Annotated in this window: 9 protein-coding genes and 2 pseudogenes; 6 read left to right on the top strand and 5 right to left on the bottom strand. The window is 71.7% G+C overall.

Annotated features, from left to right (window positions below; translation table 11 throughout):
* Positions 1-117: 117 nt before the first annotated feature.
* Positions 118-1,881 carry an aspartate--tRNA ligase gene (aspS, locus tag ACZ4YY_RS10185; protein ID WP_468286275.1) on the bottom strand — a complete coding sequence of 588 codons (1,764 nt, stop codon included), beginning with the start codon at positions 1,879-1,881 and terminating at the stop codon, positions 118-120.
* 157 nt (positions 1,882-2,038) lie between these two features.
* Between aspS and ACZ4YY_RS10180 the strand changes: the two are divergent.
* Positions 2,039-4,177: pseudogene (locus ACZ4YY_RS10180) on the top strand (SpoIIE family protein phosphatase); the annotation flags it as partial.
* Here the strand turns inward: ACZ4YY_RS10180 and ACZ4YY_RS10175 are convergent.
* The 3 genes from ACZ4YY_RS10175 to ACZ4YY_RS10165 form a co-directional block, all read right to left on the bottom strand.
* Positions 4,147-5,289, bottom strand: a complete 1,143-nt coding sequence (locus ACZ4YY_RS10175) for an AI-2E family transporter (protein ID WP_468286269.1) — start codon at positions 5,287-5,289, stop codon at positions 4,147-4,149. The pseudogene ACZ4YY_RS10180 and the gene ACZ4YY_RS10175 overlap by 31 nt on opposite strands.
* Positions 5,290-5,458: 169 nt before the next feature.
* Complete coding sequence (locus ACZ4YY_RS10170; RefSeq protein ID WP_468286266.1) at positions 5,459-6,436, bottom strand: pirin family protein; 978 nt, start codon at positions 6,434-6,436, stop codon at positions 5,459-5,461.
* Between the two features lie 431 nt (positions 6,437-6,867).
* Positions 6,868-7,335, bottom strand: coding sequence for an SseB family protein (locus ACZ4YY_RS10165; RefSeq protein WP_468286264.1), 468 nt, complete (start codon positions 7,333-7,335; stop codon positions 6,868-6,870).
* Positions 7,336-7,508: 173 nt separating this feature from the next.
* Between ACZ4YY_RS10165 and ACZ4YY_RS10160 the strand changes: the two genes are divergently transcribed.
* The 4 genes from ACZ4YY_RS10160 (at position 7,509) to ACZ4YY_RS10145 (ending at position 12,331) form a co-directional block, all read left to right on the top strand.
* Entirely contained in the window at positions 7,509-8,426 is a 918-nt protein-coding gene (locus tag ACZ4YY_RS10160) for an alpha/beta fold hydrolase (RefSeq protein ID WP_468286262.1), read from the top strand.
* A 139-nt stretch (positions 8,427-8,565) separates the two neighbouring features.
* Positions 8,566-10,392, top strand: a complete 1,827-nt coding sequence (locus tag ACZ4YY_RS10155; protein WP_468286260.1) for an acyl-CoA dehydrogenase — start codon at positions 8,566-8,568, stop codon at positions 10,390-10,392.
* Between the two features lie 290 nt (positions 10,393-10,682).
* The gene (locus ACZ4YY_RS10150) at positions 10,683-11,981 is read left to right on the top strand and encodes a M18 family aminopeptidase (protein ID WP_468286258.1); all 1,299 of its coding nucleotides are present in this window, start codon (positions 10,683-10,685) and stop codon (positions 11,979-11,981) included.
* A gap of 101 nt (positions 11,982-12,082) precedes the next feature.
* Positions 12,083-12,331 carry a DUF6458 family protein gene (locus ACZ4YY_RS10145; protein WP_468286255.1) on the top strand — a complete coding sequence of 83 codons (249 nt, stop codon included), beginning with the start codon at positions 12,083-12,085 and terminating at the stop codon, positions 12,329-12,331.
* Between the two features lie 12 nt (positions 12,332-12,343).
* Here ACZ4YY_RS10145 and ACZ4YY_RS10140 read toward each other — a convergent pair.
* Positions 12,344-13,493 (bottom strand): annotated as a pseudogene (locus tag ACZ4YY_RS10140) (NHL repeat-containing thioredoxin family protein).
* 164 nt (positions 13,494-13,657) lie between these two features.
* Between ACZ4YY_RS10140 and ACZ4YY_RS10135 the strand changes: the two are divergent.
* Positions 13,658-14,959 (top strand): helix-turn-helix domain-containing protein, encoded by a 1,302-nt coding sequence (locus ACZ4YY_RS10135; RefSeq protein WP_468286252.1) that lies wholly within the window; start codon positions 13,658-13,660, stop codon positions 14,957-14,959.
* Positions 14,960-15,319: the final 360 nt, after the last annotated feature.

Genomic DNA, 15,319 nt, shown 5'->3' with positions numbered 1-15,319 from the left:
AAGGCTGTTGTAGTGAATGCACCACAACAAAAGACCGACAAGACAAAGCATCCCCCCCCCCCCCCCCCCCCCCCCCCCACTTCCGTCCGGACGCCGCCTGTCGCGGCGTCCGTCCGCCTACTTCGGCTGCGGCTTGCGCACCGTCAGGTGCAGCTCACGCAGCCGCGCCTCCTCCAGCTCCGTCGGCGCGCCCATCATCAGGTCCTGGGCGTTGCCGTTGAGCGGGAAGGCGATCGTCTCGCGGATGTTCGGCTCGTCGGCCAGCAGCATCACGATGCGGTCGACACCCGGGGCGATGCCACCGTGCGGCGGGGCACCGAAGCGGAACGCGCGCAGCATGCCGGCGAACTCACGCTCGACGGTCTCGTTGTCGTAGCCCGCGATGTTGAAGGCCTTGAGCATGATGTCCGGCTCGTGGTTCCGGATCGCGCCGGAGGACAGCTCGACGCCGTTGCAGACGATGTCGTACTGCCAGGCCAGGATGTCCAACGGGTCCTGGTTCTCCAGCGCGTCCATGCCACCCTGCGGCATCGAGAACGGGTTGTGCGAGAAGTCGATCTTCCCGGTCTCCTCGTCCTTCTCGAACATCGGGAAGTCGACGATCCAGCAGAACCGGAAGACGTTCTCCTCGAAGTGCCCGGCGCGCTTGGCGGCCTCGACCCGCACCGCGCCCATGATCTTCGAGACCTCGTCGAACTCGCCCGCCCCGAAGAACACCGCGTGGCCGGCCGCCAGCGAGAGCCGCTTCGTCAGCTCGGCGACGTTCTCCTCGGTCAGGAACTTCGCGATCGGGCCGGACAGCGAGCCGTCCTCGCCGACGCGCACCCAGGCCAGGCCCTTCGCGCCCTGCGAGACCGCGTAGTCGCCGAGCTGGTCGAAGAACTTGCGCGGCTGGTCCTGGACCGCCGGCACCGGCAGCGCGCGCACGTGCTTGCCGGCGAACGCCTTGAACTCCGAGCCCGCGAAGATGTCGGTGATGTCGACGAGCTCCAGCCGGGCGCGCAGGTCCGGCTTGTCCGAGCCGTACTTCAGCATCGCCTCGCGGAACGGGATCCGCGGGAAGGGAGAGGTGACGTGACGGCCGTTGCCGAACTCCTCGAACAGCTCGGTCATGAGCTGCTCGATCGGCTGGAACACGTCCTCCTGCTCGACGAAGCTCATCTCGACGTCGAGCTGGTAGAACTCGCCCGGCGAACGGTCGGCGCGGGCGTCCTCGTCGCGGAAGCACGGCGCGATCTGGAAGTAGCGGTCGAAGCCGGAGATCATCAGCAGCTGCTTGAACTGCTGCGGAGCCTGCGGCAGGGCGTAGAACCTGCCCGGGTGCAGCCGGGAGGGGACCACGAAGTCACGCGCGCCCTCGGGGGAGGTCGCCGTCAGGATCGGGGTGGCCATCTCGTTGAAGCCCAGCGCCACCATCTTGCTGCGGATCGCGGAGATGACCGCCGTGCGCAGCATGATGTTGCGGTGCATGCGCTCGCGGCGCAGGTCGAGGAAGCGGTACTCCAGGCGCCGCTCCTCGTTGACCCCGTCCTCGGTGTTGATCGTGAAGGGCAGCGGCTGGGCCGCGCCGAGCAGCTCGACCTCGCCGACCTCGACCTCGACCTCACCGGTGGGCAGGTCCGCGTTGACGTTCTCGGCGCCACGGGAGACGACCTGGCCGTCGACGCGGACCGTGGACTCCTTGGTCAGCTTGTCGAGGGCGTCGTACGCGGGCGTGCCGGGCCGCGCGACCAGCTGCGTGATGCCGTAGTGGTCGCGCAGATCGATGAAGAGGATGCCGCCCAGGTCGCGCCGATTGTGCAGCCAGCCGCTCAGCCGGACGTCGCTGCCGACGTCAGAGGCGCGGAGCTCGCCGCAGGTGTGGGACCTGTACCGATGCATCGTCGTTCATCCAGTCTTCGCGGATCGGGGTCTGTGTCACGATCACGTGTTTCACGTGAAACACCCCCAGCGTACCGGGCACGCCACGATCGACCCCCCTCATTACCGGCCCGGTGATCAGTGGCACGCTTCATTCCCCTGTTCTTATGGTGGGGCAATGCGCACTCGCGAGCCCCTGCCCGCCGTGGAGGAGGTCCTCGCCTCCCTCGCGACCGGCCTGTGGCACTGGGACACCGCCACCGGGCTGGTCACCGTCGACGCCGAAGCGGCTCGGCTGCTCGGACTGCCCGCCGAGGGCACCGTCCTCACCGAGGCCCAGGCCCGCTCCCGGCTCCACCCCGTCGACTGGAACGAGATCACCGGCGTCGTCCGGCTCGCCGTGGCCGAGGGGACCCTGGCAGAGGTCCGTATCCGGATCATGGACGACACGGGACAGGTCGTCCGTGTCGTCCGCAGCCGCTCCAAACCCTCCTTCGACCCGGCGCGCAAGGTGTACGAGCTGATCGGCACCCTCCAGGAGGTCACCGAGCCCCGGCCGGGCACCTCCTCCGACCGCACCGCCGTCACCGGTGACTGGCGCCGCTCCCGGGAGGCGTTCCTGCTGGACGCGGGCCGGGCGCTGGCGGAGGCGCGGTCCACGGAGGAGGTGCTGCGGGTCGCGGCGGGCCTGTCGATGCCGGGCTTCTCCCCGGACGGCCTGGCCGTCTTCGGTGTCGAGGGCGACCGGCTGACGATCATCGGCCACCACGGGCACCGGCCCGGCGACGAGACCCCGTTCACCCAGATGCCGATCCAGACGGACTACCCGGCGGCCGAGGTCGTCCGTACCGGCCGGGCCGTCTACCTCTCCTCGCCCGCGCAGTACAAGGAGCGCTACCCGCTCACCTGGCCGATGGCCGCCCCCTTCGGCCGCGAGTCCTGGGCGTTCCTGCCGCTGACGGTGGCCGGCCGCACGATGGGCGCCTGGATGGCCGCCTTCACCCATCCGGTGGCCTTCACACCCGACGAACGGTCCGTGCTCACCACCGTGGCCCGGATGCTCGCCCAGGCGCTGACCCGGGCGGGCGCCGCCGAGACCCAGCGCGAGCTGACCGACGGCCTGCAACGCTCGATGCTGCCCACCCTGGGCCCCGCGATACCCGGCATGGCCCTCGCCGCCCGCTACATACCCACCGGCGGCGGTCTCCAGGTCGGCGGCGACTGGTACGACATGATCCCGCTGCCCGGGGACGGCGGCCGGTTCGCGCTGGTCATCGGGGACGTGCAGGGACACGACGTGCGGGCCGCGGGCCTGATGGGCCAGTTGCGGATAGCGCTGCGCGCCTACGCGGCCGAGGGCCACCGCCCCGACGCGGTCCTCTCCCGCGCCTCCCGCTTCTTCTACGGTCTCACCCACAACGACAGCCCCGACGCCGATCCCGACCTGCGCTTCGCGACCTGTCTCTATGTCGAGGTCGACCCCGTCACCGGCGTCCTGGAGGCCGCTCGGGCCGGTCATCTCGACCCGGCGGTCCGCATGTCCGACGGCACGGTCCTGGTCCGCTCGACGGCGGGCGGGCTGCCCCTGGGCATCGACCCGGACTCCGACTACCCCACCACCCGGCTCGTGCTGGAGCCGGGCGAGGCGCTGATGATGTGCACCGACGGGCTGCTGGAGACCGGCGGCCACGACCTGGACACCGGCTGGCGGCGCGTCCGCAAGATCCTCGAGGCGCACGACGGCGGCCTGGAGGGGCTGGCCGACGCACTGGTCCAGGGCGTGCACGGACCCTCGTCCCACCACACCACCGGGCCGCTGGCCGACCGGCGCGAGGACGACATCGCCGTACTGCTGCTGTGCCGCCAGGGTGAGGGCTGCGGCCTGGACGCGCCGCTGGCGGCCCGGCCGGCCGTGCGGCGCACCATGCTGACGGTCGCGCAGGCCGAGCCCGAGCGGATCGCCGTCGCCCGCCGGCACGTGCGCGAGCTGCTGCACGACTGGGCCGACGACGACCAGGTGGACTCGGCCGTCCTGCTGGTCTCCGAGATGCTGACCAACGTCCTCGTGCACACGGACGCCGACGCCCTGCTGGTCGCCGAGGTGACGGGCACGGCCGGCGAGCGCCGGATGCGGATCGAGGTCACCGACGCCGGAGACGACCTGCCCCACATGCGCCGGCCCGGAGAACTCGCCTCCTCGGGACGCGGCCTGGTCCTCGTCGAACTCCTCGCCCACGCGTGGGGGGTCGCGCCCCGCGGCGAGGGCAAGAGCATCTGGTTCGAGCTCTACGAGCCGGGGGGGCCGGGGGGACGACCAGGTGGGCCCGGGGAGCTGCCGGGAGAACCCTCGGGAGAGCCCGGGGAGTTCCCGGGGAGGTCGGGGGAGCTGTCGGGGGAGTCAGGGGTGTAGCGCTCCCGCAGTTCGTGCGCCACCCCGAACGCCGCCGCCGTCAGCGGAACGGCGAGCAGCATGCCGAGGATCCCGGCGACGGACGCCCCGGCCGTGATGGTGAGCATCACCGCCGCCGGGTGCATCTGCACGGTCCGGCTCTGGATCATCGGCTGGAGCACGTGTCCCTCCAGCACCTGCACGGCGAGCACCACCCCGAGGGCCCACAGCGCGATGACGAACCCCCGGTCGGCGAGCGCCACCAGCACGGCCACCGCCCCCGAGATGAAGGCGCCGAGATAGGGGATGTAGGCGCCGACGAAGACGAGCGCCCCGAGCCCGACGGCGCCGGGGACGTCCAGCACGAGCAGTCCGACGGTGATGCAGACGGCGTCGATGAACGCGATGAGCGTCGTCCCGCGCATGAACCCCTCGACGCTGTGGAACGCCCGCCGGGCCATGCCCTCCAGGGTGTCGGCGGCGCCGTGCGGGGCGAGTGCCCGCAGAATGCCGACGGCCCGGTGGGAGTCGCGCAGGAAGAAGAAGACGAGCAGCAACGCGAGGACGGCCATGGCGATCGCCTCGCCGACGACGCTGACCCCGCTGATCACCCCGGACGCGGCGGTGCCGCCGAACTTGGACAGCAGTTCCCTGGCGTTGGAGGCGAGGTCGTCCAGGGAAGTGCCCGCCGCCCCGAAGTGACCGGCGAGGTCCTGCGCCGCGTCCCTCAGCGAGGCGACGATCTGGTCCCCCGTGTCGATCAGCGCGGCCACCACGATGTACACGGCCCCGCCGACGACGGCCACCACGGCCACGCAGGTCACGGCGGCGGAGATCGACCTCGGCACCCGCGCCTTCACCAGCCGCCGGTGGAACGGCCCGAGCAGCGCGGTCCCCAGCAACGCGAGCAGTACCGGCACCACCGCCGTCCGCAGCTCCGCGCACAGCCGGATCGCGACGTACGCCACTCCCGACACGAGCAGGATCACCACGCACCAGGCGGCGAGACGACGGGCGGGAACCGGCAGCGACGACGACACGCGTCCAGCGCACCACGCGCTCCGCGGGTTGTCCTGCGCGAGCGGCCCGCCCGGGTGACGCCCCGTCACCGCCGCCACGTGGTCGAACGGACCGGCGCCCGACGGGACAGGGCCCGAAGCCGCCCCGCGGGGGCGCGGCTTCGGGCCCTGTCGTCCGGCGTCCGCCCGCTCAGGCCTGCGGGCCGGTCTCCGACATTCCGTGCACTGCCGGGACGGTTCCCAGACGGCCCTTCTGGAAGTCCTCGAAGGCCTGCATCAGTTCGTCCTTGGTGTTCATGACGAACGGGCCGTAGTGGGCCATGGGCTCGCGGATCGGCTGCCCGCCCAGGAGGACGACCTCGAGGTCCGGGGTGCGCGAGTCCTGCCGCTCGTCGGCGCGCAGGGTCAGCGAGGAACCCGCGCCGAAGACGGCGGTCTGGCCCAGGTGGATCGGACGGCGTTCCGCGCCGACGGAGCCCTTGCCCGCCAGGACGTAGGCCAGACCGTTGAAGTCCTCACGCCACGGCAGGGTGATCTCCGCGCCCGGCGCGACGGTCGCGTGGACCATCGTGATCGGGGTGTGGGTGATGCCGGGGCCCGCGTGACCGTCCAGCTCTCCGGCGATGACCCGCAGGAGGGCGCCGCCGTCGGGCGTCGTCAGCAGTTGCACGCTTCCGCCGCGGATGTCCTGGTAGCGCGGGGGCATCATCTTGTCCTTGGCCGGGAGGTTCACCCACAGCTGGAGGCCGTGGAAGAGACCGCCGGACACGACCAGGTGCTCCGGCGGCGCCTCGATGTGCAGCAGGCCCGCGCCGGCCGTCATCCACTGGGTGTCACCGTTGGTGATGGTGCCACCGCCGCCGTTGCTGTCCTGGTGGTCGAAGATGCCGTCGATGATGTAGGTGACGGTCTCGAAACCGCGGTGCGGGTGCCAGGGCGTGCCCTTCGGCTCACCCGGCGCGTACTCCACCTCGCCCATCTGGTCCATCATGATGAACGGGTCGAGGTGACGGTAGTTGATCCCGGCGAACGCCCGGCGCACCGGGAATCCCTCCCCCTCGAAACCGCCGGGCGCGGTCGTGACGGCGAGCACGGGACGGGCCACGGCGTCGGCCGGTGCGGCCACGCGGGGCAGCGTCAACGGGTTCTCGACGGTCACTGCAGGCATCTCGGTCCCTCCTTGGGCGACGTGCGTTCCACTTTAGTTGAGCGTTGAACTTTCTGCCACCCAGAACGACGCGGGCCCGGAGGACATTCCCTCCGGGCCCGGGGCGCACGACGACGACAAGGGGACGGCCGGCCGTACACGCGGGGCGCCGACGGCCGGGCGTCACGCGACGACGACAAGGGGACGGGGCCGTACACGCGACGAACCGACGGCCGGGCGTCACGTGACGAACCGACGGCCGGGCGCACACATGCGCACCGACGGCTGGGGGTGTTCCGAACGTCCCGCACAGCACCCGCGGCGCCCGGCACGCCCGCTGGCCGCACCGGCCGAAAGCCCGAGTACACCCAGTACGAGCGCTTCCGTCCGGCACGCCGAGAGCACGCACGCACCGGACACCGCGGGCACCGCACAGACTTTCGAAACACCCCCTAGCCGTACATGCGGCGCATCGCGAAATCCACCATCTGCTCGACCGCCTTCGCATCGAAGACCATGCGGTGCTCGCCCTCCATGTCGAGGACGAAGCCGTAGCCGGTGGGCAGCAGGTCGAGCACCTCGGCGCCCGTGATCACGAAGTACTTGGACTCCTTGCCCGCGTACCGGCGCAGTTCCTTCAGCGTGGAGAACATCGGGATCACCGGCTGCTGGGTGTTGTGCAGCGCGAGGAACCCGGGATTGTCACCGCGCGGACAGTAGACCTTCGAGGTGGCGAAGACCTGCTGGAAGTCCTCGGCGGCCAGCTGCCCGGTGGTGAAGGCCCGCACCGCGTCCGCGAGCGAGGGCGGGGACGGCTCGGGGTACAGGGGCGGCTGCTGGCCGTATCCGCCGAGGCCGCCGGGTTGCTGCGGCGGGGCGTACTGCTGCTGGGCGCCCACGTTCTGGTCGTAGCCGTACATGGGCGACAGCGTACCGAGGAAGGCGGGCGGGACGGGGAGGGGCGAGATTTATGTAGCGGTCGTTAGAGAATGGCGCTACGGTGACGGCTGTCGATTTCTGTATCGGCCCATACAGATTGCGGTCCGCACCGCGTGCCGGCCGGTCCGCGCACCACACCACCGGGGGTCCCCGCATGTCCGCCGTCCACTCCTCCACCTCCTCGGCCCGCACCGTCCACGGCCAGGGTCCCGGCCTGCTGCTGGCGCACGGCGCCGGCGGCTCCGTCGAGGCGAACTACGGTCCCGTCCTGGACGCCCTGGCCGCCGGGCACCGCGTCGTCGGCGTCGACTACCCGGGCACCGGCGCCACCCCGCGCAGCACGCACCCGCTCGACCTGGACCGACTGGCCGACGCACTCGTGGCGGCGGCCGACGCCGAAGGACTGGACCGGTTCGCCGTATCCGGTTTCTCGCTCGGCGGCCCGGTGGCGGCACGGCTCGCCGCCCGCCACCCGGACCGCGTGACGGCGCTGGTGCTGACCGCGCCGTTCCCGCACGCCGACGCCGAACTGCGGCTCAACGCGCGGGTCTGGCAGGCCCTGTGCACCGCGGGCGACCCCGACACGCTCGGCCGGTTCGTGCTGGCGCGCGCCCTCAGCCCGGCCGCACTGGAGGCGATGACGCCGGACGCGCTGGAGGCGGCGGCGCGGGAGACGGGGGCGACGGTCCCGGAGGGCACCGCCGACCACGTGGACCTGGTGATCAGGGCCGACGTCCGCGCCGACCTGCCGCGGATCACGGCGCCGACGCTGGTGATCTCCCCCGTGGACGACGCCCTGGTCCCGCCCCGGCTGCACCGGGCGACGGCGGCCGGCATCCCCGGGGCGCGGCTCGTGGAGATCCCGGGCGGCCACCTGCCCTTCGCCGAACACCCGGCCCGCTGGGCGGAGCTGCTGATCGCGGGAGTCACCGGAGACACCGCGGGGCTCACCGGAGACACCGCGGGGCTCACTGGAGACACCGCGGGGCCGACGGGAGACACCGCGAGGCTCGCGGGAAGCACAGTGGGCCTCGACGGAGACACCACCGGCCGCGCGGAAGGTCTCGGATAGACCCTTCTCACACTTCACCGAGGAGGGGTTGCGACTTATTACCGACGGGTAGCATCATTCGTAGCTACTTGTTGGTACGTGAACTAGCGCGAGGATCCAGTGCCTCGCCGATCTCTCTAGGGAGCCGGGAGCCGTCGCCATGGGGCACTACAAGTCGAATCTCCGCGACATCGAGTTCAACCTCTTCGAAGTACTCGGGCGCGACAAGCTGTACGGCACCGGCCCGTTCGAGGAGATGGACACCGAGACCGCGAAAAGCATCCTCGAGGAGCTGACCCGCCTCTCGGAGAACGAGCTCGCGGAGTCCTTCACGGACGCCGACCGCAACCCGCCGGTCTTCGACCCGGAGACCAACACCGCTCCGGTCCCGGCGTCCTTCAAGAAGAGCTACCAGGCCTTCATGGACTCCGAGTACTGGCGTCTCGGCCTGCCCGAGGCGATCGGCGGCACCACCGCCCCGCCGTCCCTGATCTGGGCGTACGCCGAGCTGATCCTGGGCGCCAACCCGGCCGTGTGGATGTACTCCTCCGGCCCGGCCTTCGCCGGCATCCTCTTCGACGAGGGCAACGACGTGCAGAAGCACATCGCCCAGATCGCCGTCGAGAAGCAGTGGGGCTCCACCATGGTCCTCACCGAGCCCGACGCGGGTTCGGACGTGGGCGCCGGCCGCACCAAGGCCGTGCAGCAGGAGGACGGCTCCTGGCACATCGAGGGTGTGAAGCGGTTCATCACCTCGGGTGAGCACGACATGTCGGAGAACATCCTCCACTACGTGCTGGCCCGCCCCGAGGGCGCCGGCCCCGGCACCAAGGGCCTGTCCCTCTTCCTCGTCCCGAAGTACCTCTTCGACTTCGAGACCGGAGAGCTGGGCGAGCGCAACGGCGTGTACGCCACCAACGTCGAGCACAAGATGGGCCTGAAGGCCTCCAACACGTGCGAGATGACCTTCGGCGACCGCCACCCCGCCAAGGGCTGGCTGATCGGCGACAAGCACGACGGCATCCGCCAGATGTTCCGCATCATCGAGTTCGCCCGCATGATGGTCGGCACGAAGGCGATCTCCACGCTGTCGACGGGCTACCTGAACGCGCTGGAGTACGCAAAGGAGCGCGTCCAGGGCCCCGACCTGGCGAACTTCATGGACAAGACCGCGCCCAAGGTCACCATCACCCACCACCCCGACGTGCGCCGCTCGCTGATGACGCAGAAGGCGTACGCGGAGGGCATGCGCGCCCTCGTCCTCTACACCGCCTCCGTCCAGGACGCGATCGCGGTCAAGGAGGCGGCCGGCGAGGACGCGAAGACCGAGCACGCGCTGAACGACCTGCTCCTGCCGATCGTCAAGGGCTACGGCTCCGAGAAGGGCTACGAGCAGCTCGCGCAGTCGCTGCAGACCTTCGGCGGCTCCGGCTTCCTGCAGGAGTACCCGATCGAGCAGTACATCCGCGACGCCAAGATCGACACCCTCTACGAGGGCACGACCGCGATCCAGGGCCAGGACTACTTCTTCCGCAAGATCGTCCGCAACCAGGGCGCGGCGCTGAACTCCCTCGCCGAGGACATCAAGAAGTTCCTGGCGCTGGGCACCGGCGGCGAGGAGCTGGCGGGCGCCCGGGAGCACCTGGCCAAGGCGGCCGTCGAGCTGGAGGCCATCGTCGGCCTGATGCTGACCGACCTCGCGGCCACCGAGCAGGACGTCAAGAACATCTACAAGGTGGGCCTCAACACCACCCGCCTGCTGCTGGCCTCCGGCGACGTGGTCGTCGGCTACCTGCTGCTGAAGGGCGCCGCGATCGCGGCGGAGAAGCTGGAGACGGCCTCCGCCAAGGACAAGGCCTTCTACACCGGCAAGATCGCGGCGGCGAAGTTCTTCGCGGCCAACGTCCTGCCCGGCGTCACCCTGGCCCGCAAGATCGCCGCCGGCGTCGAGCTGGACCTGATGGAGCTGGACGAGGCGGCGTTCTGACCCACCCCGGCCGGGACACGACCGACGACACGACACACCGCGTCCCGGCCACGGCGTGGGCCGCTTCCCGGCCACGGCGGGGTGGACGAGCTCCGTCCCGGCCGCCGGCGGGGCAGGCAAGCCGCGGCCCGGTCGCCGTCCGGGTCCGGGTCCGGGTCCGCCCGCCCCCGGCCGGGCGGCGGGGCGTTCCGGTCAGTTGTGGTGGCACCGCACCAAACCCCGCACCGTCCTCTCGAGGGCCCGTTCCCATGTCCGGGAGCGGGCCCTCGTCCGTCGTTAAGGTGAACCCCATGAGCGAACCCTCCCGCTTCGACCGCGGCCACACCGACGACCTGATGTCCTTCCTGGCGGCGAGCCCCTCGCCGTACCACGCCGTGGCGAACGCCGCCGAACGGCTGGAGAAGGCGGGTTTCCGGCAGGTCGCCGAGACGGACGCCTGGGAAGGGACGAGCGGCGGCAGGTACGTGCTGCGCGGGGGCGCGATCATCGCCTGGTACGTCCCCGAGGGCGCCGCCCCCCACACCCCGTTCCGCATCGTCGGCGCCCACACCGACTCCCCCAACCTCCGCGTCAAGCCGCTGCCCGACACCGGCGCGCACGGCTGGCGCCAGGTCGCCGTGGAGATCTACGGCGGCCCCCTGCTGAACTCCTGGCTCGACCGCGACCTGGGCCTGGCCGGCCGGCTGACCCTGCGCGACGGCTCCACCCGCCTGGTCGACGTCGACCGGCCGCTGCTGCGCGTGCCGCAGCTCGCCATCCACCTCGACCGCGCGGTCGGCACCGAGGGCCTCAAGCTGGACAAACAGCGCCACCTCCAGCCGGTCTGGGGCCTCGGCTCCGACGTCCGCGACGGCGACCTGATCGCCTTCCTCGAGGAGGAGTCCGGACTCGGCGCGGGCGAGGTCACCGGCTGGGACCTGATGACGCACTCCGTGGAGCGGCCCGCCTACCTGGGCCGCGACAAGGAGCTGGTGGCCGGCCCGCGCATGGACAACCTGCTGTCCGTGCACGCCGGCACGGCGGCGCTGGTCGCCGTGGCGACGGGCGGCGAGGACCTGCCGTACATCCCGGTGCTGGCCGCCTTCGACCACGAGGAGAACGGCTCACAGTCGGACACGGGCGCGGACGGGCCGCTGCTCGGCAGCGTGCTGGAGCGCTCGGTGTTCACACGCGGCGGATCGTACGAGGACCGGGCCCGCGCCTTCGCCGGCACCGTCTGCCTCTCCTCCGACACCGGGCACGCGGTCCACCCCAACTACGCCGAACGGCACGACCCGACGCACCACCCGCGCGTCAACGGCGGCCCGATCCTCAAGGTCAACGTCAACAACCGCTACGCCACGGACGGTTCGGGCCGGGCGGTCTTCGCCGCCGCCTGCGAGAAGGCGGGCGTGCCCTTCCAGTCCTTCGTCTCCAACAACTCCATGCCGTGCGGCACCACCATCGGCCCGATCACCGCCGCCCGGCACGGCATCCGCACGGTCGACATCGGCGTGGCCATCCTGTCGATGCACAGCGCACGGGAGTTGAGCGGCGCGGACGACCCGTACCTGCTGGCCAACGCGCTCGTGGCGTTCCTGGAGGGCTAGGTACCGCGTCGCGGAGAGGTGCGCCCGCATGGGAGTTGCCCGCCGGGGTACCCGAACGCGGTGACCGGAACGGCCGGTACACCGGATTGGGAGGCAAACTCATGGGCCTCGGCGGGTGCATCATCCTCATCGCCGTGGGAGCCATCCTCACGTTCGCGACCGACTGGGACATGCAGGGGGTCAACCTCGACCTGGTCGGAGTCATCCTGATGATCGTCGGCCTGATCGGCGTGACGACCTTCAGCAGCATCGCCCGGCGCCGACGCGTGATGGTCCCGCCGGCCTCGACCACCGTCGTCGAGACGGACCGGCGCCACCGCGACGGCTACAGCGACGGATACGGCGTGTGACCCCCGACGGGATCAGGCGTCCAGGCCGGCCGGCACCAGCGGCCGCCGGTCGGCGCCGTTCTCGGTGAGCCGCACCGGGACACCCCGGTCCTGCTGATGGACATGGCAGGGCGGGTACGGGTCGGCGGGGTCCTCGTCGCACGAGGCCGCCATCGCGGACACGTGCAGAACCCCCCCACCCCGGGGTCGAGTTCCCGGGTGCGGGAGGGGTCGGTGTCCGCGCCTCCGCCCGACAGCAGCAGCCCGGGCGGGGTGGAGGAGACCAGGAGCCGGGTGCAGGGGCCGTAGCGCGTGTCCAGCTTCAGCCCGGCCGGCGCCCCGAAGACCACGTCCAGCCGCAGCCGGCCCGCAGCCACCTCGGTGGCGGCCCGCCGGGTGCGGTGGGCGACGGCCTCCACCCGCACCGTCTCCTCGGGCAGCCGCAGCCGGGTCAGGCGGTGACGGGCCCACTCGACGTCGACGATGTCGTCCCCGACGACGACCGCGTGACTGGGCTCGCGCAGATCCGTCGCCGGCGTGGTGAGCTCGCCGGTCTCCGGGTCGTGGCGGCGCAGGGCGTGGTTGTAGGTGTCGCAGACGGCGACCGAGCCGTGGGCAGCACGGTGACGCCCAGCGGATGCTGCAGGAGCGCCTGACCGGCCGCGCCGTCACGGTGCCCGAAGTCGAACAGCCCCGTGCCGACGAGGGTGTGGACCAGCCCGTCGCGGTCCACCCGACGCAGGGCGGAGGTCTCGGAGTCGGCGAGCCACAGCCGCTTCCCGTCGGCGGAGACCGCGAGCCCCGACGGCTAGTGCGAACCACGCCTCGGCGGCGGGACCGTCGACCAGCCCCTCGTTGGTGGTGCCGGCCGCGACGGCCACGACGTCGTCGGCCGGGTCGTACGCCTCGTACCGCTCGACGGCGTCCAGCACGGCCCGGTGGTCGGCCTCGTGGACGAACTTCGGCGAATGGGCACCGATGACGACGACGGTGTCCCGGCGCTTCTCCTCCAACGCGCGCAACTCGTCCAGCATGTGCAGACAGTTGATGCAGCGAAACGTCCAGAAGTCCAGGACCAGGACGCGTCCCCGGAAGCCGGCGAGCGTCAGATCCTTCCCGCCGGTGTTGATCCAGCCGCCCCTGCCGATGAGTTCGGGGCCCGGACACGTGCGCGCTTCGCCATGACTCCAGCCAATCACACGCGTCCCGCCACCCCGCACCCTCGAACCGAGCAGCGATCCTCGAACAGACATTCAGCCTATTGACGCATGAATGCAACGAACAGATGATCTTCAGTTCAGTTGTGGCAAACTCGGCACAACACCGGTGCGACGCGGGGGAGCCACCATGTCACGAGCGGGTCCGACGTTCGGCGAGGAACTGCGCCGGCGGAGAAACGAGTCCGGGAAGTCGCTGGCCGACATGGAACGGCTGGTTCATGTGTCGCGGTCGTACCTGAGCAAGATCGAACGAGGCCAGCGCACCCCCAGCCTCGAACTCGCCCGCGCCTGCGACGCCAAACTGCGCGCCGAGGGACAGCTCCTCGCCCTGCTGTCCGCGCCCGAACACCCGCTCGCCGGCCGACCCGCCACCGCCTCCGGCGACACCGCGCCCTGGACGCTGCGCGTGAGCACCACCGGCGAGAGCACCTTCACAGCCCACGATCCCCACACCGGCGCGGACGACGGGACACCCACCGTGCCCGCGCACTGGGCCCTCGCCGCCGGCCCCCACGAGGAGGCCGTCTCGGCGGAGGAGTCCCTGCCGGTGTTCCAGGCCGTGTTCCACGAGTACCGCCGCCTCGGCCAGTGCTGCGGACCCGCCGTCGTGATCCCGATGACCACCGCGACCACCGCCGCCCTGCGCGGCCTCGGCCACAGCGCGCCGGCCGCGTGCCGGGGCGTCGCGCTGCGGCTCGCCGCCCGCTTCGCCGAGTACACCGGCTGGATGTGGCAGGAGGCCGGCGACGACCGGGCCGCCCGCTGGTGGACCGAGCAGGCGGCGCACCTGGCCGTGTCCGGCGGAGACCCCGAACTCGCCGCGTACGCGCTGCTGCGCCAGGCCGAACTCGCCCTCTACCAGGGCGACGCGTGGGCCACCGTGGAACTCGCCCGCGCGGCCGGGGCGCAGGCCCGCGGCGCGCGCACCCGGCAGCTCGCCGCACAGCGCGAGGCCCAGGGGCACGCCTTGACGGGCAACGAGACGGAGTGCCGCCGCGCCCTCGACCGCGGCGCCGAACTCTCGGGCGAGGCCCGGCCGCACGGCGACGACGCGCCCGCCCTGGGCAGCACGCACCTCCCCGACCTCGCCGCCTTCGTCACGGCGTGGTGCATGCAGGAACTCGGCGATCCCGAGGCGGCCGTCGCCCTGCTCGACACCGGCCAGGACTCCATCGCCCCGCACGCGCTGCGGGCCCGCGCCCGGCACGGCGCGCGGCTGGCCCTGGCCCTCGCGGACGCCGACGACGTCGAACGCGCCTGCGCGGTCGCCCGTGCGGTCGCCCAGGACGTCATCGCGACCGATTCGGCCACCGTCCGGGCCGACCTCAGGCAGCTCCGGTCGTCTCTGGCCACCCGGCGCAAGCATCCCGTGGTGCGTGACACCCTTCCGGTCATCGCGGCGAGCCTGCGCGGAGCGCACACACCCTGACGTCGTAGGCCGTCAGACGTCCCGGCGGTAACAGCCGCCCCGGCAGCCCGCGTCGACGGCCGGGCCGCACGTGTCCCGTTGCCCGCGGAAGTGTCCACAGGCAACTCATTGACCGTTCACACGACGGCTGAAAATGTCGGTTTTACCCATCGCATCACCCAGTGCTCCACCCACCGCCCCCGGTCCTCCACCGACGGCTTCCCCGGCGACCCCCAGCGGTCGCCGGTGCTCCACCCACCGCTCGGCCCACCGCCGCCGTCGGCCCGGCGGTCGTCTCCGCACCCGCCCGAGGAGCCCACGCCTCCCGGAACCCGCCCACCGCAGCACATCCCGGCGGTCCGTCCGGACACGCCGAGCGCG

It is taken from the genome of Streptomyces sp. NPDC030143 (assembly GCF_055573695.1).
This window is presented reverse-complemented; position numbering and strand designations above follow the sequence as displayed.

Excerpts from the sequence above, each read along its gene's own strand:
- ACZ4YY_RS10155 (WP_468286260.1), top strand. The coding sequence starts at position 8,566 with ATGGGGCACTACAAGTCGAATCTCCGCGACATCGAGTTCAACCTCTTC.
- ACZ4YY_RS10165 (WP_468286264.1), bottom strand. The coding sequence starts at position 7,335 with ATGTACGGCTACGACCAGAACGTGGGCGCCCAGCAGCAGTACGCCCCG.
- ACZ4YY_RS10170 (WP_468286266.1), bottom strand. The coding sequence starts at position 6,436 with ATGCCTGCAGTGACCGTCGAGAACCCGTTGACGCTGCCCCGCGTGGCC.
- ACZ4YY_RS10145 (WP_468286255.1), top strand. The coding sequence starts at position 12,083 with ATGGGCCTCGGCGGGTGCATCATCCTCATCGCCGTGGGAGCCATCCTC.
- aspS (WP_468286275.1), bottom strand. The coding sequence starts at position 1,881 with ATGCATCGGTACAGGTCCCACACCTGCGGCGAGCTCCGCGCCTCTGAC.
- ACZ4YY_RS10160 (WP_468286262.1), top strand. The coding sequence starts at position 7,509 with ATGTCCGCCGTCCACTCCTCCACCTCCTCGGCCCGCACCGTCCACGGC.
- ACZ4YY_RS10150 (WP_468286258.1), top strand. The coding sequence starts at position 10,683 with ATGAGCGAACCCTCCCGCTTCGACCGCGGCCACACCGACGACCTGATG.
- ACZ4YY_RS10135 (WP_468286252.1), top strand. The coding sequence starts at position 13,658 with ATGTCACGAGCGGGTCCGACGTTCGGCGAGGAACTGCGCCGGCGGAGA.